Below are 20436 nucleotides of genomic sequence, written 5' to 3'. Positions count from 1 at the left end.
GTGTAGAAAAGAAAAAGGCCGCAATGCGGCCTTTTTAATTAGTTCAGATTATTTGTCTTTCGGCGACGCGTTTTCGACACGGCTTTTCAGCTTCTGACCGGGTCTGAAGGTCACCACGCGCCGGGCTGTAATGGGAATATCCTCCCCCGTCTTCGGGTTACGTCCCGGGCGTTGGTTTTTATCCCGCAAATCGAAGTTGCCGAACCCGGAGAGTTTGACCTGTTCTCCGTTTTCCAGAGCACGACGGATCTCTTCGAAAAACAACTCGACCAGTTCTTTGGCATCCCGCTTGCTAAGCCCAAGCTTATCAAACAGATATTCTGACATTTCAGCTTTTGTAAGCGCCATAGGTTCAATCCCTCAATGATGCCTGGAATCGCTCTTTTAATGCCTCTACACATCTGGCAACGGTAGCGGCAATCTCCTCTTCTTCGAGTGTACGGCTGGTATCCTGCAGGATCAGGCTAATCGCAAGGCTCTTATACCCTTCCGCCACACCTTTACCACGGTACACGTCAAATAAGTTTACGCCAACTACCTGATTTACGCCAACTTTCTTACATTCGGCTAAAACATCGGCAGCAGCCACGTTTTCCGCGACCAGCACCGCGATGTCACGACGGTTCGCCGGGAAGCGGGAAATATCGCGCGCCTGAGGCACCACGCGGTCTGCGAGCTTGTTCCACTCCAGTTCGAACACCAGAGTGCGACCGTTCAGATCCAGTTTACGTTCCAGTTCCGGATGAACAACCCCAATGAAACCAATGCGTTCACCTTTAAGATAAATCGCTGCGGATTGACCTGGATGCAGCGCGGCGATCGCTTCGCCACGGAACTCGATGTCGGCCAATTTACCGGTTAAATCCAGTACGGATTCCAGATCGCCCTTCAGATCATAGAAATCGACCGTCTCTTTCGCCAGCGTCCAGTGCTCTTCGTAACGGTTGCCGCAGATCGCCCCGGCCAGCATCACATCCTGACGAATGCCCAGCGGCGCCTGAGTATCCGGCACGAAGCGCAGGCCACTCTCAAAGATGCGCACGCGGCTCTGCTGACGGTTCTGGTTGTAGACCACGGTACCCAACAGGCCGGTCCACAGCGACAGACGCATCGCCGACATTTCGCTGGAGATCGGGCTTGGCAGGATCAGCGCCTCTTCCCCGGCGTGGATCAGCTGCTGGATTTTCGGGTCAACAAAGCTGTAGGTGATCACTTCCTGATAGCCTTTGTCGTTCAGCAGCGTTTTTACGCGCTTCAGCGACAGGTCGGCTTCACGATGGGTACCCATGATCAGACCCGCCTGTACTGGCTCATCAGGAATGTTGTTGTAGCCATAAACGCGAGCCACTTCTTCGACCAGATCTTCTTCGATCTCCATGTCGAAACGCCAGCTCGGGGCGACTGCCTGCCATTCGTCCTGACCCACCGTCACTTCGCAGCCGAGGCGCTGCAGAATGTCGGTGACCTGCGCGTCATCGATATGGTGGCCAATCAGGCGATCCAGTTTGCTACGACGCAGGGTAATGGTGGCGCGTTTTGGCAAGGTCTCTTCGTTTGTCACGTCGATCACCGGGCCGGCTTCACCGCCGCAGAGGTCGATCAGCAGACGCGTGGCACGCTCCAGCGCTTTATACTGCAGCGCCGGATCGACGCCGCGCTCATAGCGATGAGAGGCATCGGTGTGCAGGCCATGACGGCGCGCGCGGCCGGTAATGGACAGCGGGCTGAAGAACGCGCATTCCAGCAGCACGTTCTGGGTTTCGTCGTTAACGCCGGAGTGTTCCCCGCCGAAGATCCCGCCCATCGCCAGCGCTTTGTTATGGTCAGCAATAACCAGGGTGTCACTGTCGAGCTTCGCTTCAGAGCCATCGAGCAGCACCAGGGTTTCACCCTCTTTCGCCATGCGCACCACGATCCCGCCTTCGATACGGTCGCGGTCAAAGGCGTGCATCGGCTGGCCCAGCTCAAGCAGGACATAGTTAGTCACGTCAACCACCGCGTCGATGGAGCGGATCCCGCAGCGGCGCAGCTTCTCTTTCATCCACAGCGGGGTCGGCGCTTTGACGTTGATGCCTTTCACCACGCGGCCCAGATAGCGCGGGCACGCCTGCGGCGCGTCAACCTGAATCGGCAGCACGTCGTCAATGGTCGCGGCAACCGGCGTGATTTCCGGCGCGTTCAGCGGCGCTTTGTTCAGCACAGCGACATCGCGCGCCACACCGATGATACCCAGGCAGTCGGCACGGTTTGGCGTGACGCTGATTTCGATAGTGTTATCGTCAAGCTTGAGGTATTCACGAATATCAGTGCCGATCGGCGCATCCGCCGGCAGTTCGATGATACCGCTATGGTCGTCGGAAATACCCAGCTCGGAGAAAGAGCACAGCATCCCTTCTGACGGCTCGCCGCGCAGCTTCGCCGCTTTAATTTTAAAATCGCCTGGCAGCACGGCGCCGATGGTCGCCACGGCGACTTTCAGCCCCTGACGGCAGTTTGGCGCGCCGCAGACGATGTCCAGCAGGCGTTCACCGCCCACGTTGACTTTGGTGACGCGCAGTTTGTCAGCATTTGGATGCTGGCCGCACTCCACCACTTCACCGACCACTACGCCGTTGAAGCTGCCGGCAACCGGCTCAACGCCGTCGACCTCGAGGCCCGCCATGGTGATCTGATCGGAAAGCGCTTCGCTGTCGATCGCCGGGTTAACCCACTCGCGTAACCACAGTTCACTGAATTTCATTGTTCTGTCCTGCCCTTATTTAAACTGTTTGAGGAAACGCAGATCGTTTTCGAAGAACGCGCGCAGATCGGTCACGCCATAACGCAGCATGGTCAGACGCTCCATCCCCATACCGAAGGCGAAGCCGGAGTAAACTTCCGGATCGATACCGACGTTACGCAGCACGTTCGGGTGTACCATCCCGCAGCCCAGCACTTCCAGCCATTTGCCGTTTTTACCCATCACGTCAACTTCTGCGGACGGCTCGGTGAACGGGAAGTAGGACGGACGGAAGCGCACCTGCAGGTCTTCTTCAAAGAAGTTGTTCAGGAAGTCGTGCAGCGTCCCTTTCAGGTTGGTGAAGCTGATGTTTTTATCAACAATCAGACCTTCCATCTGGTGGAACATCGGGGTATGGGTCTGGTCGTAGTCGTTACGATAGACGCGGCCCGGCGCGATAATGCGGATGGGCGGCTGCTGGTTTTCCATGGTGCGGATCTGCACGCCGGAGGTCTGAGTACGCAGCAGGCGAGTGGCATCGAACCAGAAAGTGTCGTGGTCAGCGCGCGCCGGATGATGACCCGGAATATTCAGCGCATCGAAGTTGTGGTAATCATCTTCGATTTCCGGGCCAGTCGCCACGGTAAAGCCGAGCTCACCGAAGAAACTTTCAATACGGTCGATGGTGCGAGTGACCGGATGCAGGCCGCCATTTTCAATGCGGCGTCCCGGCAGCGAGACGTCAATGGTCTCTGCGGCCAGACGCGCATTCAGCGCTGCGCCTTCCAGATCAGCTTTGCGCGCGTTCAGCGCCTGCTGCACCTGCTCTTTCGCTTCGTTGATGACCGCGCCGGCTGCCGGACGCTCTTCCGGCGGTAACTCACGCAGGGTGGTCATTTGCAGGGTCAGATGCCCTTTTTTACCCAGGTATTCCACGCGGACGTTGTCCAGCGCAGCAACATCTGATGCCTCGTTAATGGCTGCCTTGGCACTGGCAACCAGCTCTGCGAGATGTGACATGGTTTTCCTCATTATGTCGGTGCAGACACCGGTTATAGTGAAATTAATATCCCGAATCCATATACGAAAAAAGCCTCCACAGGGGAGGCTTTCTGGCGCTGTTTTCCGTTTCTTCTTTCACGCGCTAGCCTCCTGAGTTCAGGTGCTAAAGTAAAAAAAGAAGCGGAAAATAGCAGCATTCATGCTTGCATTACCTTGTCTGGTAAGAAACGTCAGACCTGTATTGAAAAGCCTGCGCCGATAAAAGTCAATGTATTGATGGTGTTGAAACGAAAAGAGGGAGACAAGCTCCCTCTTTCAACTGGCTTATGCCAGAGCTGCTTTCGCTTTTTCGACCAGAGCGGTGAACGCTACTTTGTCGAATACGGCGATGTCAGCCAGGATCTTACGGTCGATTTCAACAGAGGCTTTTTTCAGGCCATTGATGAATTTGCTGTAAGAAATACCGTTCTGACGTGCTGCTGCGTTGATACGTGCAATCCACAGTTGACGGAACTGACGTTTACGTTGACGACGGTCACGGTAAGCGTACTGACCAGCTTTGATAACAGCCTGGAAGGCAACGCGGTATACGCGAGAACGCGCACCGTAGTAGCCTTTAGCTTGTTTCAAAATTTTCTTGTGACGTGCACGTGCAATTACACCACGTTTTACGCGAGCCATGTGTGCTCTCCTGTATCTATTCTAAGTTAAAAAAGTTAAACGTTAACGACTTATGCGTACGGCAGGCACGCGATAACCAGGCCCAGATCGCCTTTGGAAACCATGGCTTTCGGACGCAGGTGACGTTTACGCTTGGTAGCTTTTTTAGTCAGAATGTGACGCAGGTTAGCGTGCTTGTGCTTAAAACCACCTTTACCGGTTTTTTTGAAGCGCTTAGCAGCACCGCGTACGGTCTTAATTTTTGGCATCTTAATAACTTCCACTTCGCATTGTTAATAAACGAAACATAGGCGAACAACATCAGTGAAGCCCTAAGGCTCCACTGACATCGCTACTTGAAGGCCTTACTGTTTCTTCTTAGGAGCGAGCACCATGATCATCTGGCGGCCTTCGATCTTCGTAGGGAAGGATTCGACTACTGCCAGTTCACTCAGATCGTCACGGACGCGCGTAAGCACTTCCATACCGATCTGCTGGTGGGCCATCTCACGACCGCGGAAACGCAGTGTGATCTTAGCCTTATCGCCATCTTCGAGAAAGCGAACCAGGCTGCGGAGTTTTACCTGGTAATCACCATCATCGGTCCCAGGACGGAATTTAATTTCCTTAACCTGGATAACTTTTTGCTTTTTCTTCTGTTCCTTAGAAGACTTACTCTTTTCATAAAGGAACTTGCCGTAGTCCATGATACGACAAACTGGCGGTTCGGCGTTAGGGCTGATTTCAACTAAATCTACTCCGGCCTCTTCAGCCTTTTCGAGAGCTTCTCTCAGACTCACAATACCCAAAGCTTCGCCTTCCAGACCTGTCAAGCGAACTTCCAGGGCGCGAATCTCGCCATTGATACGATTCGGACGTGCCGTTTGAACTCGTTTTCCGCCTTTAATACCTTATTCCTCCAGTTGTTGAAGACTGCGGCTGCGAATCTCTTGTTGCAGCTTCTCAATCACTTCACTTACGTCCATGCTGCCGAGGTCTTTCCCGCGACGGGTGCGCACGGCCACTTTGCCGGCTTCGACTTCTTTGTCGCCACAGACCAACATATACGGGACACGACGTAAAGTGTGCTCGCGGATTTTAAAGCCAATCTTCTCATTTCTCAAGTCTGCTTTTACACGAATGCCCGCATTTTGTAGTTTACGCGTCAATTCGTTAACGTATTCAGCCTGAGAATCGGTAATATTCATGACCACTACCTGCACTGGTGCAATCCAGGTTGGGAAGAAGCCAGCGAACTCTTCGGTCAGGATGCCAATGAAGCGCTCCAGGGAACCGAGAATCGCACGGTGAATCATGACCGGTACCTGACGCTCGTTATTTTCGCCCACATAAGAGGCGCTTAAACGCTGCGGCAGAGAGAAGTCCAGCTGTACCGTTCCGCACTGCCATGCGCGATCGAGGCAGTCATACAGGGTAAATTCAATTTTCGGGCCGTAGAACGCCCCTTCGCCCAGTTGATACTCAAATGGGATGTTATTTTCTTCCAGCGCCACCGCCAGATCCGCTTCCGCGCGATCCCAGGTCTCATCGCTACCGATACGTTTTTCCGGGCGAGTTGACAGTTTGACGACGATCTTCTCGAAGCCAAAGGTGCTGTACATATCGTAGACCATACGAATACAGGCGTTCACTTCATCGCGAACCTGATCTTCAGTACAGAAGATATGCGCATCATCCTGGGTAAAGCCGCGAACGCGCATCAGACCGTGCAGCGCGCCAGACGGTTCGTTACGGTGGCAGCTACCGAATTCCGCCATACGCAGCGGCAGATCGCGGTAGGATTTCAATCCCTGGTTGAAGATCTGCACGTGGCCCGGGCAGTTCATCGGCTTGATGCAGTATTCACGGTTCTCAGAAGAGGTGGTGAACATCGCATCTTTGTAGTTGTCCCAGTGGCCGGTTTTTTCCCACAGCACACGGTCCATCATGAACGGACCTTTGACTTCCTGATACTGGTACTCTTTCAGTTTAGAACGAACAAAGGTTTCCAGTTCACGGAAGATAGTCCAGCCGTCGTTGTGCCAGAACACCATCCCCGGCGCCTCTTCCTGCATATGATACAGGTCAAGCTGCTTGCCAATTTTACGGTGGTCACGCTTGGCGGCTTCTTCAAGACGCTGCAGATAGGCATTCAGCGCTTTTTTATCTGCCCACGCGGTACCGTAGATACGCTGCAACATTTTATTGTTGCTGTCGCCGCGCCAGTAGGCACCGGCGGTTTTCATCAGCTTGAAGTGATGACAGAAGCGCATATTCGGTACGTGCGGGCCGCGGCACATATCGATATATTCTTCATGATGATACAGACCCGGCTTATCATCATGAGCAATGTTTTCGTCAAGAATAGAAACTTTATAGGTTTCGCCGCGCTTCACGAAGGTTTCACGCGCTTCGTGCCAGCTGACTTTCTTCTTGATGACATCGTAGTTTTTCTCGGCGAGCTCATGCATACGTTTTTCGAGCGCGTCGATATCTTCCTGAGTCAGGGTGTGGTCGAGGTCTACGTCATAGTAGAAGCCATTATCAACAACCGGACCGATAGCCATTTTGGTGTTGGGCCACAGCTGTTTAATGGCATGGCCTAACAGGTGCGCACAGGAGTGACGAATGATCTCCAGCCCTTCTTCATCTTTCGCAGTGATAATAGAGAGAGTGGAATCGGTTTCGATCGGGTCGCAGGCGTCTACCAGTTCACCGTTTACCCGCCCGGCAATGGTGGCTTTCGCCAGGCCTGGACCGATATCCAGCGCAACATCCATGGGGCTAACAGCGTGGTCAAAATGGCGTTGACTGCCATCAGGAAGCGTAATTACAGGCATTTTATGTCCTTATTTGCAGTGGTGCCCCACACGAAAGAGCACATACAAAACTATATAATCATAATTATCATCAGGTTAAGGCGCAGTTCCCGCTTCACTCTGCGAAAATAGGAGGACGACCGGATAGACCGTTCCCGCCTGCCACCGCCTGCTGATAACACCGGTGAGTAGTTTACACATCATTGGTACGTGATTAAAGCCGCAAGCGTATAAATGATGGCGGAATGTGGAGAAAACAAGAGAGATTGAGATAAAAAGACGAATATCCTGCTACTGCAGGCGAGAATAATCCCCGGCAAAGCCGGATAATATTATTCGGACGTGATAGTAGAGACGCAATGATATTGCATACTTAATCTTTAACACAGCGCGTTAAACCGGTACCGCTCCACCCGGCTTAATTGACGTACGGCGAAATAAAGGTCTGGTATATTATGACCACTCGCCGGCCACCAGCGTATGCACATTAAAGGCATCGCTCATGGACTGTCCGGTAGTTCGGGAACCGGGGGCGATATTCGAGCCAGCCTCAACGTCAGTCGCTTTGGCGATGCCAACCTGAGTATGGTCCTGGTTGCCTGATGGCGGAACGGGCGTGGCAGCGGATGCGCCAAAGGAAAGCACGCACAGCGCCAGGGCTGCGATGGTAAATGAAGTGTTTTTCATGATATTCATTCTCTTATTACGGAAGACAGACCGCGCGATTTCTCCGCCCGGTCAGTGCATATCATTATAGATCCAGATCACATATTTGTCCGTCGAATATTTAGCTTTTCGTGTCAAATAGAATGAATATTTGTCAACAAACCGGGAATAATGGAGAAAAGATGGAGGGCTATTTCTTTTTATAAAAACTAAAACGAAAGGCCAGAAAAAATAATGGCACTCATTGCTAAATTTAAAACGAACAGGCCGGGAAAACCCGGCCTGAAAATATTACATTTTGTATCCAAGGGACAGCGAGGTTCGGCGATCGGTATGCTCCGGCGCTGAGGAAGGCGGCGCCGAGTTCCAGGTCACGTTGTATGCGACTTTCAGCGCGAAATGGGCGTTAATCGCCACGTTTAACGCGCTCTCAGAGTTGACGGTGGTGTCCTCAGCGCCAAACACCGAGACCCCTTGCGTAAATTTGGCGTTATCGGTCATCTGCCAGGCCCAGGTGCCGGAGGCGTAACCCAGCGGCTGAGTGTCGGTTTCTCCATCGGTAAACTCGTCATAGCGAACGCCAGGACCGAATTCAAACCGCAGGCTGTGCACCGGACCGTTAAGGATCTGACGACCATAACCCGCCGTCAGGACATCACGCTGCTGATAGCCATTATAGCGGTCGGTCAGCCAGCTCCCCTGACCAAAGATATAGTTCATATCGGTCAGGTTGTAGCGGCTACGCCCACCGACTGCATATTTTTCTGAGGATCGCTCATCGTTGGAAGAGGTGTTGCTGGCATTCCCCCACAGCGACCAGGCGGTGGTATTACCATACCAGGTCAAGGTGGAATCTGCCGTCATCGAGGAGTTTTTGGTGTTGCCGGACTGCGCCAGGTAGCCTGCGTTAACCACACCTTCGAAAGGTTTTTTAGCAGCGGAAGGGTCATCCATGACGGTAAATACAGAATCATCGGCCATTGCGCCAACAGACGCAAAAAGCCCCCCCGCCAGCATAACCGCTGCGGGTACTGTCTTTAAAAGCTTCATTATAACTCTCTAAAATACATTTTTTAGGACAGTACAAATGATGAACAGGCACAACTTACCCGCTCATTGAATTTAGCGTCCGTACAACATAAAAGAGACCTGAGGGTCCCGGAAACTTTCGCGAGGATCGCGGTGTGCAGGTCCTAAGAAAGGTAGCAAATTATAAAAAAGCACGAATAACATAGCAATCACTTACTCTTTCGTTTTTTGAATAAGACAGCTCCGGAAACAATCTTTATTTCATAATGAAAATACAGGCTTCTTTGCAAATCTCGCAGGAACATCACTTTCCCTCCCGGAGTCATCGTGCCATGCTTAAATAAAGTACAGTCGCCGTATTAAGGAGGAGAAGGAATGACCAAAATTTATACGTTAACGCTGGCCCCCTCGCTGGATAGCGCCACGCAGACCCCGCAGATTTATCCCGAAGGTAAACTCCGCTGCAGCGCGCCGGTATTTGAGCCCGGCGGCGGCGGGATCAACGTTGCCCGTGCCGTGACCTTTCTTGGCGGCAAAGCCACCGCCATTTTCCCGGTTGGCGGCGCCACCGGCGAGCACTTAGCAGCCCTGCTGGCCGATGAGCAAGTGCCGGTCGAGACCGTCGAAACCCGAGACTGGACGCGGCAAAACCTGCACGTTCACGTGGCCGCCAGCGGCGAACAATATCGCTTTGTCATGCCCGGCGCAGCGTTGACGGATGATGAGTTCCGTCGGCTGGAAGAGAAAGTCCTGACTATCGAACCCGGCTCACTGCTGGTGGTAAGCGGCAGCCTGCCGCCAGGTATCAGCGTCGAAAACCTGATGCAACTGGTGAAAAATGCGCAACAGCAGGGACTGCGCTGCATTATCGACAGCTCCGGCGACGCGCTGGCTGCGGCGCTGGACGTCGGCAATATTGAGCTGGTGAAGCCGAACCAGAAAGAGCTCAGCGCCCTCGTACAGCGCGATCTGAGCCAACCCGATGACGTACGCCTTGCCGCCCAGTCGTTGATCCAGTCCGGTAAAGTACGCCGGGTGGTGGTTTCGCTCGGGCCGCAGGGGGCGTTAGGCGTTGACGCCAGCGGCAGCGTTCAGGTGGTGCCGCCGCCGATGAAAAGCCAGAGCACCGTCGGCGCCGGCGACAGCATGGTGGGCGCCATGACCCTGCGTCTGGCGGAAAACGCCGGGCTGGAGGATATGGTTCGCTTTGGCGTCGCCGCCGGTAGCGCCGCGACAATCAATCAGGGCACCCGTCTCTGCTCGCAGGCCAATACGCAAAAAATCTACGATTATCTCTGCGGTCGCTGATCTTCCCTGCCCCTCCGCGCTGGCGGAGGGAGCCACGATATTGGCTGGATGGTCTATGCTGGAAAGGCTATGGATAACAATGGGGTGTAGAGATGAGCAATGAGATAACCGCCTGGGTCGTCAGCGTCACCTTTCACGAACAGGCGCTGACGGAGATCAACGAGGTCAGCAACCACTTTACCCGCGCCGGGTTCGTACTGACGCTCAATGATGAAGACGGCAATCCCCATGAGCTGGGGACCAACACCTTTGGCCTGCTCAGCGCCCAGGATGCTGATGAAGTTAAGGCCCTCAGCGCAGGGCTGGCGGAATCGGCTCTGGGCCGCCCGGCAGAGATTACGGTCAGCACATTCGCCGAGTGGTTAAAAGCTCAATAAGTGCGTTTAACGCAACGGAAAGCGTCAGTTGTGCGTCAGTTCCAGGTTTACCCGGTAGCAGTGCGCTAACCTTATGATATGGTGGAAAACATGGGGAGAGACAGCATGTGGCAAGCAATCAGTACACTTTTACGCGATTGGCATTCCGAAAACGCTGAAATCGAACTGAAAACCGAGCTGCCCGGTGGGGAAATCCATTCGGCCTGGCATTTACGCTTCGGCGGGAAAGATTACTTCGTGAAATGCGACGAACGTGAGCTTCTGCCCATCTTCACCGCCGAGGCCGATCAGCTGGAACTGCTGTCGCGAAGCAAAACCGTTCGCGTGCCGCAGGTCTATGCGGTCGGCAGCGACCGTGACTACAGTTTTGTGGTCATGGAATACCTCCCTCCCCGTCCGCTGGATGCGCATAATGCCTTCCTGCTCGGCCAGCAGTTAGCGCATCTGCATCAGTGGAGCGATCAGCCGCAGTTTGGTCTGGATTTCGACAACGATCTTTCCACCACGCCGCAGCCCAACGCCTGGCAGCGTCGCTGGTCGGTGTTCTTTGCCGAGCAGCGTATCGGCTGGCAACTGGAGCTGGCGGCGGAGAAAGGGCTGCACTTTGGCGATATCGATACCTTAGTCGATGTGGTTCAGCAGCGGCTGGCCAACCATCAGCCGCAACCTTCACTGCTCCATGGTGACCTGTGGTCCGGTAACTGCGCCTTAGGACCAGATGGCCCCTATATCTTCGATCCGGCCTGCTACTGGGGCGATCGCGAGTGCGATTTAGCCATGCTGCCGATGCACCCGGAACAACCGCCGCAGATCTATGACGGCTACCAGTCCGTTTCACCGCTGCCAGCAGGTTTTCTCGATCGCCAGCCCATCTATCAGCTGTACACCCTGCTGAACCGGGCGATTTTGTTTGGTGGCCAGCACCTGGTGACGGTCCAGCAGGCGCTGGACGATGTATTGACGGAAAAAACGCGTTAGACAAGACTCACGGCGGACCAGGGGGTCCGCCGCAACGCATTATCAGTTGATCTCGACCCCACTCAGACGGAATTTGATAGTCATCGTCACGCCGGTTCCCGGTCTTGCCTGCTCGTAACGCCATCTGCGCATCGCGCTTTTCACTTCGCGCTCAAACATATTGGCCGGCTGGGCAGAGAGGATCTGTAGGTTGTCGATTCGGCCATCTGGCGTCACGTCAAACTTCACCCGTACCGTCCCTTCGATGCGCAGCGCCTGGGCGCGGGCCGGATAGGTCGGCTGGACACGGCTGATCGCCCGCGGGCCGCTCGGGGCAGTAACGGTGGGTTTGGCGGCCGCGGTCGAGGTGCTTGGCGCGGTGCGCGCTGGCGTCGTGTTGTTGTTTTCAAACGGCGAGGCCGGACGCGGCTCTGCTGCCGGCTTCACGTCCCGCTTCGGCTGCTCAACCTTTTTCTCCGGCTTGGGTTTCGGTTTGGGTTTAGGCTTCGGCTTCGGTTCCGGTTTATGGATCACCACCGGCGCCTCTTTCGGCGGTTCAGGCACCACCTCGGGTTCCGGCTCAGGATCAGGTTCGACAACGGGCTCCACGACTGGCTGTGCCGCCGGGGGCGGTTCAAGATCGGCCGGCGCGACCATCGTAATCTCAATCGGCTGCGTCGGAGAAGGCTGTTCAATAACCTGATGTACCGAGGTATAAAGCAGCCCCGCCACAACGGCACCGTGGATAGCCACGGACAGCAGCGTTGGCCACGGGAAGCGGCGAGGTAAATCAAGGGTCATTGCGCTCATAGTCGTTTCTGTTGAAAAATGATGCTCCGATTTTAAATGCAAATAGCAATCATATTCAATAAGGCGTATTAACCTGAGTCAATTTTTGCCACCATTTGCAGAAAAAAGCCGCGTCGGCAGCGCATTCGACACCGGTATGCATCTTTGCATTGCAGTCCAGGGCGGTTTAACTTAACGTAATTCGCCTGATTATTGATAAGGAGCTTTGCCGTGCTTTACGTTATCTACGCTGAAGATATCGCCGATTCTCTGGAAAAGCGGCTCTCGGTTCGCCCTGCGCATCTCGCGCGTCTGCAACTCTTACACGATGAAGGCCGGCTGCTTACCGCCGGGCCAATGCCGGCCGTTGACAGCAACGAACCGGGCGCAGCAGGGTTCAGCGGCTCAACGGTGATTGCCGAGTTTGAGTCGCTGGAAGCGGCGCAGTCCTGGGCCAATGATGATCCGTATATTGCGGCTGGCGTCTACCGCCAGGTCTCTGTTAAGCCTTATAAGAAAGTGTTTTGATAAATATTCCCTGCTATTTTTCTGGTTAGCCATAAAAAGACACCAGGCCATCAGATTAAAGGGCGCATTTTGGTACACAACATTAAAATGTCGCCCTTTTCCATCACGCGAAAAGTTTGGCTGTTCTCTCACTGACATGTCCTGTACAGGGTCAGATCCCCTCTCCTGCCTCAACATCGTCGCCTAACACAACGCCACACCATCCATGCATTAATATGAAAAGCCCCCGCTGTCCGGCGGGGGCCTCTGATCGTTATCGCTGATCCAATTATCTGTTACTTATCGAGCGCATAGGCAATCACGTAGTCACCGCGATCCGGCGACTGGCGGGCTCCACCGGCGGAAATCAGAATGTATTGTTTGCCGGTCTTCGGCGAAACATAGCTGATGGGTCCCCCCTGGCTTCCTACCGGAAGACGGGCTTTCCAGACTTCTTCACCCGTAGATGAATCGAAGGCGCGCAGGTAGTAGTCCTGGGTTCCGGCAATGAACACCAGGCCGCCCTGAGTTGCCAGGGTTCCACCCAGCGTCGGCATACCGATCGGCATCTGAGCACGCATTTTTATGCCAAACGGACCGGTATCCTGGACGGTACCGACCGGCACCTGCCAGACGATTTTCTGTGTTTTCAGGTCAATCGCGGACAGCGTACCAAACGGCGGTTTCTGACATGGGATCCCCAGCGGCGACATGAAACGGTTTTTGTTGACCGAGTACGGTGTTCCTTTCATCGGGACCGCCCCCATCCCGGCGTTCACCGCTTCACCACCGGTGTTGGCCACCGCGCTTTGTGGGTCCTGCTTAATCAGCTGCACCCACAGACCCAGACGCATATCATTGACGAAGATATAGTGGTTGTTCGGATCGGTAGACAGGCTGCCCCAGTTCATTCCTCCCAAAGAGCCCGGGAAGCTGAGGGAAACATCGGTCCCCGGCATGGTGTACAGCCCGTCATAACGCATCGATTTGAAGCTGATACGACAGACCAGCTGATCAAACGGCGTTGCCCCCCACATATCAGATTCTTTCAGGGTTTCCGCCCCAATCTGCGGCATCCCAACAGAGCGCGGCTGCGTCGCCGGATACTGTTCATTTGGGATATCAGCCGGTTTCACCGGGACCTCTTTCACTTCGGTAAGCGGTTGACCCGTCAGGCGATCAAGTACATAGATTTGACCCGCTTTGGTCCCCACCACCACGGCGGGTTTGTTGCCCTCTTTGGTCGGGAAATCGACCAGGCTTGGCTGCATCGGGACATCGAAGTCCCACAGATCGTTACGCACGGTCTTGTATACCCACTTCTCTTTCCCGGTGGTCGCATCCAGCGCCAGGATTGAAGTGGCGTATTTGTGATCGCCCTGAATACGGTCTGCGCCCCACAGGTCAACAGAGGAGCTCCCCATCGGAATAAAGAGGGTATTCATCGACGCATCCCAGGACATGGGCGCCCAGGAGTTAGCGGAACTGCGTTTGTAATGTTCCCCCGGTTGCAGAACATGATTGGGATCCGGATTACGCGGATCAAATGCCCAGCGCTGCTGGCCGGTAATCACGTCATAACCGCGCACCACGCCGCCAGGCATGTCAGTACTGACGTTATCCGCCACGCGGCCTCCAACCACCACCGTGGTGCCAGCCAGCGTCGGGGCTGAAGTCAACACATAGCTTGGATCTGCCGCTGCGCCCATCCCTTCTCGCAGATTCACGCTGCCGTTCGTCCCGAAGTCCGGGCAGAATTGGCCGTTATCTGCGTCTAAGGCGATCAATCTGTCATCAATCGTATTCATCAGGATGCGACGCTGGCATGCTGCACCTGGCGCGACCTGTGCCGGCAGAACCGGTGTGGAGCCTGCCACAGTGGGCTGCGTCAGTGGCTTCGTCGCATCAAAATACGCCAGGCCTCGGCAGCGCATCCAGATGGCGGATTTCGCATTAATTTCCGCTCTCCAGATCTCTTTTCCACTATCGGCATCGACGGCGATCACATTGTTATGCGGGGTACAGAGGAAAACACGATCGCCTACCTGCAGCGGTGTTTGCTGATCTTCTGCGCCATTGCCATCCGGGCTTAACGGGGTGTCGCCAGTATGGAAGGTCCAGACGGGTTTCAGGTTTTTTACATTGTCACGCGTGATCTGGTCCAACGCCACAAAGCGGCTACCGCCGGCAGTATTGCCGTAGTGGTCCCAGTTTTGCTGTTTAACGTCTTCTTTTACCGGCACCAGCGGTAATTTCTCGCCGCTGAACGCCACTGTGGGATGGGGCTGAAACATCTGAACAAAGGTGACGCCCATGGCGATAACCAGAACAACGCAGACCCCCCATGCCCCTTTGGTGCTGTAAGGCTTTCCTTCATGCTTACGTAGCGCAGGCCAGGTGGCCGCCGCCAGCAGCATCAACCCGGCGGGTACCATCAAACGGGAAACGAGCGGCCAGAAGTCGAAGCCGGCATCAAACAGTGCCCAAATCAGGGTACCCACGAATACCAGAGCAAACAGCCACACCGCGGACGACCTGCGGCGGAAAAACTGAATCGCGGCGAGCAGGGTAATAACCCCGGCAATAAGGAAATACCAACTTCCCCCCAGGGAAACCAGTTTATAACCGCCGATGACAAAGAACAGGCCTGTCGCAAGCAGTATCACACCGACCAGCAGGCACCACAGGCCTAACCAGCCGGATGAGCGGGGATTCGTATTTGACATAATAACTCTCCTGATAACACCATGAAATAAAACTATTTCTTATTTAACTATCGATGTTTTCCCCGCAGTAAGCCAAACGGCATAAATGAAGCATAATGCCGGGATAGAAAATGGCGATAAAACATCGATGTCGGGAATTATATTTAATTGTTAATAAATTGTGTAAGTCCGTTATGTAAGATCTTGTATTTTATTTATTTATTGATTGTTTTTTGCGCGACACTATTGTGATAAAGCTAAAAAAACGCCAGGAAGGATTAAAAAGAAATGACTACAACAAATAAATAACACAGAATAATATATCGACATTTATTCATTTCACATCGACATTAGATTGGATAAATGCCTAATTTATGGTTATTGCTCTTTTTTTTACATTGACTGGATAAGCATGTTGATGCGGGTAATTTCTCCCTGCCGATATTAAGCCATGGAATAAACGGGGATTAATGTCCGGTTTTCGCAAGGTACTGAACCGGTCTTAAACAACCTTCCTGCATTCAGGCTCGCGGTGATTTCTCTCCCCCGAAAAATAACCCCGCAATGATATAACCACACACAATATCCTGACATGGCCCAATAAAAATCTCACCGTCAGGTTAAAATTGCCGATGATCATTTTTTAACTTCTATTAATTGCCTTGCGTAAAGTTCACGCTGCGTTACTGTAGGGTAATTCGTGCTTGATTAAAAATTTTGAAAGGGAATAACAAATGTTTTCAATAAGACTTCCCTCTTTTTAAGCTACCCTTTGTGTACTTGCCCATTTTGAGGAATTTTTTGTGAACGTTCTGAAAAATACAGCATTTCTTTCTCTGCTTGCCTTATATATCCCTGTATCACAAGCTGCGGCGACTGAATATAACCTGGATCCGCAGCACACGTCGGTGGTGATTGCCTGGAACCATTTCGGTTTCTCTAACCCTACCGCCTATATCTCTGATGTTTCAGGGAAATTATCTTTTGACAAAGAAAATCCTGAAAAATCTTCTGTTAGCGTTACTCTGCCGGTAAAAACCATTGACACGCATGTCAAAGCGTTAACCGATGAATTTTTAGGCAAAGAATACTTTGATGTCAAAACGTTTCCCGAGGCTACTTTCCGGAGTACCAAAGTGGAAAGCAAGGGCGACAATAAATATGATGTCGAAGGTAACCTGACCATTAAAGGCATCACCAAACCGGTAGTTCTGCATGCAACCCTCAATAAGCAGGACATGCATCCAATGGTGAAAAAAGAGGCGATTGGATTTGATGCAACAGGGGTAATCAAACGTTCAGACTTCAAGCTTGATAAGTATGTGCCCGCGGTAAGTGATAACGTGACCATCACTTTATCCACTGAAGCCTATGCAAAATAAAGTAATGCACGCGTAATAGCGTGCATTTTATTCAGGCGCGTTATCCAGACAACCGTTCTGAAAGGCAAACAAACAGGCGCAGATTATTTAAGACCAGGAGCGGCACGCTTAGCCTCGTGCGCCATGATCTGACTGCGCCTGTTTCATCATTCTTCTCAACTTACTTCAGGCTGCATCTGCTGGCCAGTGTGGGCATGCATTCGACAGCGCCGCACCTGTCTGGGTAACAATAAATACTGCATGGCAATTAATTCCTGTGGCGGCAGGAATAGGTTCTGCCTGAAACAAACCGCCCGGAATAACGTGACATGCCTATTTTAATGAGACGTGAAAGCAAGCCAGGCGCAAACTGTCGTTGCACCGCAGTCGAGCAAAATAATGATGTCAAGATGGCAATGATAACGATAATTCAGCGCAGGGCTGAGAAAACGACAACGGCACCGCGTACGGTGCCGTTAGCCTGCTCGCTTAACAGTCGGGAAAAATAAACAGCAGAGCATGACGCTGCCGTTTCACCAGTCCCTTCCTGATAGCAAGGATCCGCATATTGCGGCGCGATTGGGCTTCCAGCCAGCGCGCTTTACGGCGATTCACCTGTCTCAGCATGCGCCAGCGCCCTACTTCCGTTCTACTACGCTTCATTGCAACGACTCTACGAGTGAAAACAGCCTCCATTATAAACCTCTGCCAGCAACTGACTACCGCTTTCGCTGCGTTTTTATTTGCCAGAAAAATACTGATGCGTAAACTCATCACATAACGTCATTCAAAAGGATTTTACATCTATGACAACCTTTTACACGGTGGTGAACTGGCTGGTCATTCTGGGGTACTGGCTGTTGATCGCCGGTGTAACATTACGAATTCTAATGAAACGCCGCGCTGTCCCGTCCGCCATGGCATGGTTGCTGATCATTTATATCCTGCCGCTGGTGGGGATTATCGCCTATCTCTCCTTTGGCGAACTGCATCTCGGCAAACGCCGGGCGGAACGCGCCAGGGCGATGTGGCCCTCGACGGCCAAGTGGTTAAACGACCTCAAAGCCTGCAAACATATCTTCGCGGAAGATAACAGCCCGGTGGCAGAATCCCTGTTCAAGCTGTGTGAACGGCGTCAGGGCATTGGTGGCGTAAAAGGCAACCAGCTGCAGCTGCTGACGGAATCTGACGACGTGATGCAGGCTCTGATCCGCGATATTCAACTGGCCCGCCACAATATCGAGATGGTCTTTTATATCTGGCAGCCAGGCGGTATGGCCGACAGCGTCGCCGAATCGCTGATGGCCGCCGCGCGTCGTGGGGTTCACTGTCGGCTAATGCTCGATTCTGCGGGCAGCGTGGCCTTTTTCCGCAGCCCATGGGCGGCGATGATGCGTAACGCCGGTATTGAAGTCGTCGAGGCCCTCAAAGTTAACCTGATGCGTGTGTTCCTGCGCCGGATGGATTTGCGTCAACATCGCAAGATGGTGATGATCGATAACTATATTGCCTATACCGGCAGCATGAATATGGTCGATCCGCGCTACTTTAAGCAGGACTCGGGGGTCGGCCAGTGGATTGACCTGATGGCGCGGATGGAAGGCCCGGTGGCGACCTCGATGGGCATCGTCTACTCCTGCGACTGGGAAATCGAAACCGGAAAGCGCATTCTGCCGCCACCACCGGACGTCAATATCATGCCGTTCGAAGAGGCCAGCGGGCATACCATCCACACGATCGCCTCCGGCCCGGGCTTTCCGGAAGATCTGATCCATCAGGCGCTCCTCACCGCCGCCTACGCGGCGAAAGAGCATCTGATCATGACGACACCTTACTTCGTGCCCAGCGACGACCTGCTGCACGCAATCTGTACCGCCGCCCAGCGCGGTGTCGACGTGAGTATTATTTTACCGCGCAAGAACGATTCACTGCTGGTGGGCTGGGCCAGCCGGGCCTTTTTCACCGAGCTGCTGGCGGCCGGGGTCAAAATTTATCAGTTTGAAGGCGGATTGTTGCATACCAAGAGCGTGCTGGTGGATGGCGAACTGAGCCTGGTGGGGACGGTGAATCTGGATATGCGCAGCCTGTGGCTCAATTTTGAGATTACGCTGGTCATTGATGACGCCGGTTTTGGCAGCGATCTGGCGGCGGTCCAGGATGACTATATCTCGCGTTCGCGCCTGCTTGACGCCCGTCGTTGGCTAAAACGACCGCTCTGGCAGCGGATCGTCGAGCGACTGTTTTACTTCTTCAGCCCGTTGCTGTAAAACGTGCCCATCAGATACCGAATGAGTAGCAATCATGGATATGGATTTAAACAACCGCCTGACCGAAGACGAAACGCTTGAGCAGGCTTACGATATCTTCCTCGAGCTGGCGGCCGACAACCTCGACCCGGCGGACATCATTCTGTTTAACCTGCAGTTTGAAGAGCGCGGGGGCGCCGAACTGTTCGACCCGTCCGCAGACTGGGAAGAGCATGTGGATTACGATCTGAATCCGGATTTCTTCGCCGAAGTGGTGATTGGCCTGGCGGATACCGATGGCGGGGAAATTAATGACATTTTCGCCCGTGTTCTGCTGTGCCGCGAAAAAGATCATAAGCTGTGTCATATTTTGTGGCGTGAATAACGCTCACTATCCAGTGAAAAGCCTGCCGCGGTTCACCCGGCAGGCTTTTTTTATGCTGGCAGCTTATTTCGGCAACGCATGGCCGCAGGCGTGACAAAAACGGGCGTTATCGTCATGGTCGCCCTGCTGGCACTGCGGACACAGGCGACGCTGACGCCGACGGTTCAGGGCGCTGGTCATATGGGTAGTGATAAGCCCGGTCGGTATCGCAATAATGGAGTAGCCGATCAGGATGAGGATCGACGCCAGAATGCGGCCCAGTGGGGTATGCGGGGTGATATCGCCATAGCCGACGGTGGTGATGGTCACGATGGCCCAATAGACCGAGGCGTTGAGCGTTGTAAAGCCGTACTCCGGCCCCTCGATCAAATACATTAGCGAACCGAAAATCACCATCACAATGGCGATAAACGAATAGAACAGAATCAGCTGGTGACGCGCACTGACGATTGCTCGCCAGAACACGTTGAGCGAAGGCATAAAGCGCAACAGTTTGAGAATACGCAGCGCGCGGATCGCTCGCATTGCTCGCCAGGCAAAGACATAATTCAGACTAATCTCCGGCCACAGCCACATCACATACAGCGGCAAAATCGTCGCCAGGTCAATCAGTCCCCAAAAGCTAAAAATATAGTGGAGCGGATTGGGCCAGGTGGCGATACGCAGCAGGTACTCCACGGTAAAAACCGCGGTCACCAGCAGCTCCAGCCAGACGAAAACATGCCATTCATCTAATGTCAGATGATATTGCGTGCCCAGCCCCGACTCGATAAAAATCACCAGCACGCTGAGCAAGGCGAAAAGTCCGCACAGCCCTTCGAAGCGGCGGCCGGAACGTCGGTTCTGATCGAAAAGTAAATGATAAAGCCGCAGACGAGCGGCAGAAAGCATACCCACTTCGTTAAC

General features: G+C 53.5%; 21 protein-coding genes and 1 other annotated feature. Of the genes, 7 read left to right on the top strand and 14 right to left on the bottom strand.

Annotated features, from left to right (window positions below; all coding sequences use genetic code 11):
• Window positions 1-48: 48 nt before the first annotated feature.
• The 10 genes from ihfA to NKJ21_RS26270 form a co-directional block, all read right to left on the bottom strand.
• Window positions 49-348, bottom strand: coding sequence for an integration host factor subunit alpha (ihfA, locus tag NKJ21_RS26315; RefSeq protein WP_002909098.1), 300 nt, complete (start codon window positions 346-348; stop codon window positions 49-51).
• Window positions 349-352: 4 nt separating this feature from the next.
• On the bottom strand, window positions 353-2740 hold the full coding sequence (pheT, locus tag NKJ21_RS26310) for a phenylalanine--tRNA ligase subunit beta (RefSeq protein WP_080928525.1): 2388 nt from the start codon (window positions 2738-2740) through the stop codon (window positions 353-355).
• 15 nt (window positions 2741-2755) lie between these two features.
• Complete coding sequence (gene pheS / locus NKJ21_RS26305; protein ID WP_008804435.1) at window positions 2756-3739, bottom strand: phenylalanine--tRNA ligase subunit alpha; 984 nt, start codon at window positions 3737-3739, stop codon at window positions 2756-2758.
• Between the two features lie 63 nt (window positions 3740-3802).
• Window positions 3803-3927, bottom strand: a sequence feature (Phe leader region).
• On the bottom strand, window positions 3878-3922 hold the full coding sequence (gene pheM, locus NKJ21_RS26300) for a pheST operon leader peptide PheM (protein WP_001386830.1): 45 nt from the start codon (window positions 3920-3922) through the stop codon (window positions 3878-3880). It overlaps the preceding feature by 45 nt.
• 118 nt (window positions 3928-4045) lie before the next feature.
• Window positions 4046-4402: a 50S ribosomal protein L20 gene (gene rplT, locus NKJ21_RS26295; protein WP_000124850.1), complete on the bottom strand. Its 357-nt coding sequence runs from the start codon at window positions 4400-4402 to the stop codon at window positions 4046-4048.
• Window positions 4403-4452: 50 nt separating this feature from the next.
• Window positions 4453-4650, bottom strand: a complete 198-nt coding sequence (rpmI, locus tag NKJ21_RS26290) for a 50S ribosomal protein L35 (RefSeq protein ID WP_001124225.1) — start codon at window positions 4648-4650, stop codon at window positions 4453-4455.
• Window positions 4651-4746: 96 nt separating this feature from the next.
• Complete coding sequence (gene infC, locus NKJ21_RS26285) at window positions 4747-5289, bottom strand: translation initiation factor IF-3 (RefSeq protein ID WP_012967832.1); 543 nt, start codon at window positions 5287-5289, stop codon at window positions 4747-4749.
• Window positions 5290-5292: 3 nt separating this feature from the next.
• Window positions 5293-7221 (bottom strand): threonine--tRNA ligase, encoded by a 1929-nt coding sequence (gene thrS / locus NKJ21_RS26280; RefSeq protein WP_008804433.1) that lies wholly within the window; start codon window positions 7219-7221, stop codon window positions 5293-5295.
• A gap of 432 nt (window positions 7222-7653) precedes the next feature.
• The gene (locus NKJ21_RS26275; RefSeq protein WP_012541368.1) at window positions 7654-7887 is read right to left on the bottom strand and encodes a hypothetical protein; all 234 of its coding nucleotides are present in this window, start codon (window positions 7885-7887) and stop codon (window positions 7654-7656) included.
• A 270-nt stretch (window positions 7888-8157) separates the two neighbouring features.
• Entirely contained in the window at window positions 8158-8916 is a 759-nt protein-coding gene (locus NKJ21_RS26270; protein ID WP_008804431.1) for a YdiY family protein, read from the bottom strand.
• 354 nt (window positions 8917-9270) lie between these two features.
• Here NKJ21_RS26270 and pfkB point away from each other — a divergent pair, with 354 nt between their 5' ends.
• From pfkB to NKJ21_RS26255, 3 genes are all read left to right on the top strand, one after another.
• Window positions 9271-10203, top strand: coding sequence for a 6-phosphofructokinase II (pfkB, locus tag NKJ21_RS26265; protein ID WP_008804430.1), 933 nt, complete (start codon window positions 9271-9273; stop codon window positions 10201-10203).
• A gap of 92 nt (window positions 10204-10295) precedes the next feature.
• Entirely contained in the window at window positions 10296-10580 is a 285-nt protein-coding gene (gene ghoS / locus NKJ21_RS26260) for a type V toxin-antitoxin system endoribonuclease antitoxin GhoS (protein ID WP_008804429.1), read from the top strand.
• Window positions 10581-10685: 105 nt separating this feature from the next.
• Window positions 10686-11558: a fructosamine kinase family protein gene (locus tag NKJ21_RS26255; RefSeq protein WP_012541366.1), complete on the top strand. Its 873-nt coding sequence runs from the start codon at window positions 10686-10688 to the stop codon at window positions 11556-11558.
• Between the two features lie 42 nt (window positions 11559-11600).
• Here the strand turns inward: NKJ21_RS26255 and tonB are convergent, their stop codons facing one another.
• Window positions 11601-12347 (bottom strand): TonB system transport protein TonB, encoded by a 747-nt coding sequence (tonB, locus tag NKJ21_RS26250; protein ID WP_022065331.1) that lies wholly within the window; start codon window positions 12345-12347, stop codon window positions 11601-11603.
• A gap of 210 nt (window positions 12348-12557) precedes the next feature.
• On the opposite strand from tonB, the gene NKJ21_RS26245 reads away from it, so the two are divergent.
• Window positions 12558-12854, top strand: coding sequence for a YciI family protein (locus NKJ21_RS26245; protein ID WP_008804420.1), 297 nt, complete (start codon window positions 12558-12560; stop codon window positions 12852-12854).
• A 275-nt stretch (window positions 12855-13129) separates the two neighbouring features.
• On the opposite strand, the gene NKJ21_RS26240 is transcribed toward NKJ21_RS26245, so the two are convergent.
• Window positions 13130-15559: a glucose/quinate/shikimate family membrane-bound PQQ-dependent dehydrogenase gene (locus tag NKJ21_RS26240; RefSeq protein ID WP_023340354.1), complete on the bottom strand. Its 2430-nt coding sequence runs from the start codon at window positions 15557-15559 to the stop codon at window positions 13130-13132.
• Between the two features lie 782 nt (window positions 15560-16341).
• On the opposite strand from NKJ21_RS26240, the gene NKJ21_RS26235 reads away from it, so the two are divergent.
• Window positions 16342-16920 (top strand): YceI family protein, encoded by a 579-nt coding sequence (locus NKJ21_RS26235; protein WP_254733356.1) that lies wholly within the window; start codon window positions 16342-16344, stop codon window positions 16918-16920.
• Window positions 16921-17388: 468 nt separating this feature from the next.
• Here the strand turns inward: NKJ21_RS26235 and NKJ21_RS26230 are convergent, their stop codons facing one another.
• Window positions 17389-17562, bottom strand: coding sequence for a YciY family protein (locus NKJ21_RS26230; RefSeq protein ID WP_023290120.1), 174 nt, complete (start codon window positions 17560-17562; stop codon window positions 17389-17391).
• Between the two features lie 143 nt (window positions 17563-17705).
• On the opposite strand from NKJ21_RS26230, the gene cls reads away from it, so the two are divergent.
• Complete coding sequence (gene cls, locus NKJ21_RS26225; protein ID WP_008804416.1) at window positions 17706-19166, top strand: cardiolipin synthase; 1461 nt, start codon at window positions 17706-17708, stop codon at window positions 19164-19166.
• 34 nt (window positions 19167-19200) lie between these two features.
• Window positions 19201-19530, top strand: coding sequence for an HI1450 family dsDNA-mimic protein (locus tag NKJ21_RS26220; protein ID WP_002910079.1), 330 nt, complete (start codon window positions 19201-19203; stop codon window positions 19528-19530).
• A 63-nt stretch (window positions 19531-19593) separates the two neighbouring features.
• Here NKJ21_RS26220 and NKJ21_RS26215 read toward each other — a convergent pair whose 3' ends face one another.
• Window positions 19594-20421, bottom strand: a complete 828-nt coding sequence (locus NKJ21_RS26215; RefSeq protein ID WP_032730668.1) for an ion transporter — start codon at window positions 20419-20421, stop codon at window positions 19594-19596.
• Between the last annotated feature and the right edge of the window lie 15 nt (window positions 20422-20436).

Source organism: Klebsiella sp. SWET4 (assembly GCF_024296565.1).
Taxonomy (GTDB): domain Bacteria; phylum Pseudomonadota; class Gammaproteobacteria; order Enterobacterales; family Enterobacteriaceae; genus Klebsiella; species Klebsiella variicola.
The sequence above is the reverse complement of the archived record's forward strand: the minus strand, read 5'-3'. Positions and strand labels throughout refer to the sequence as shown.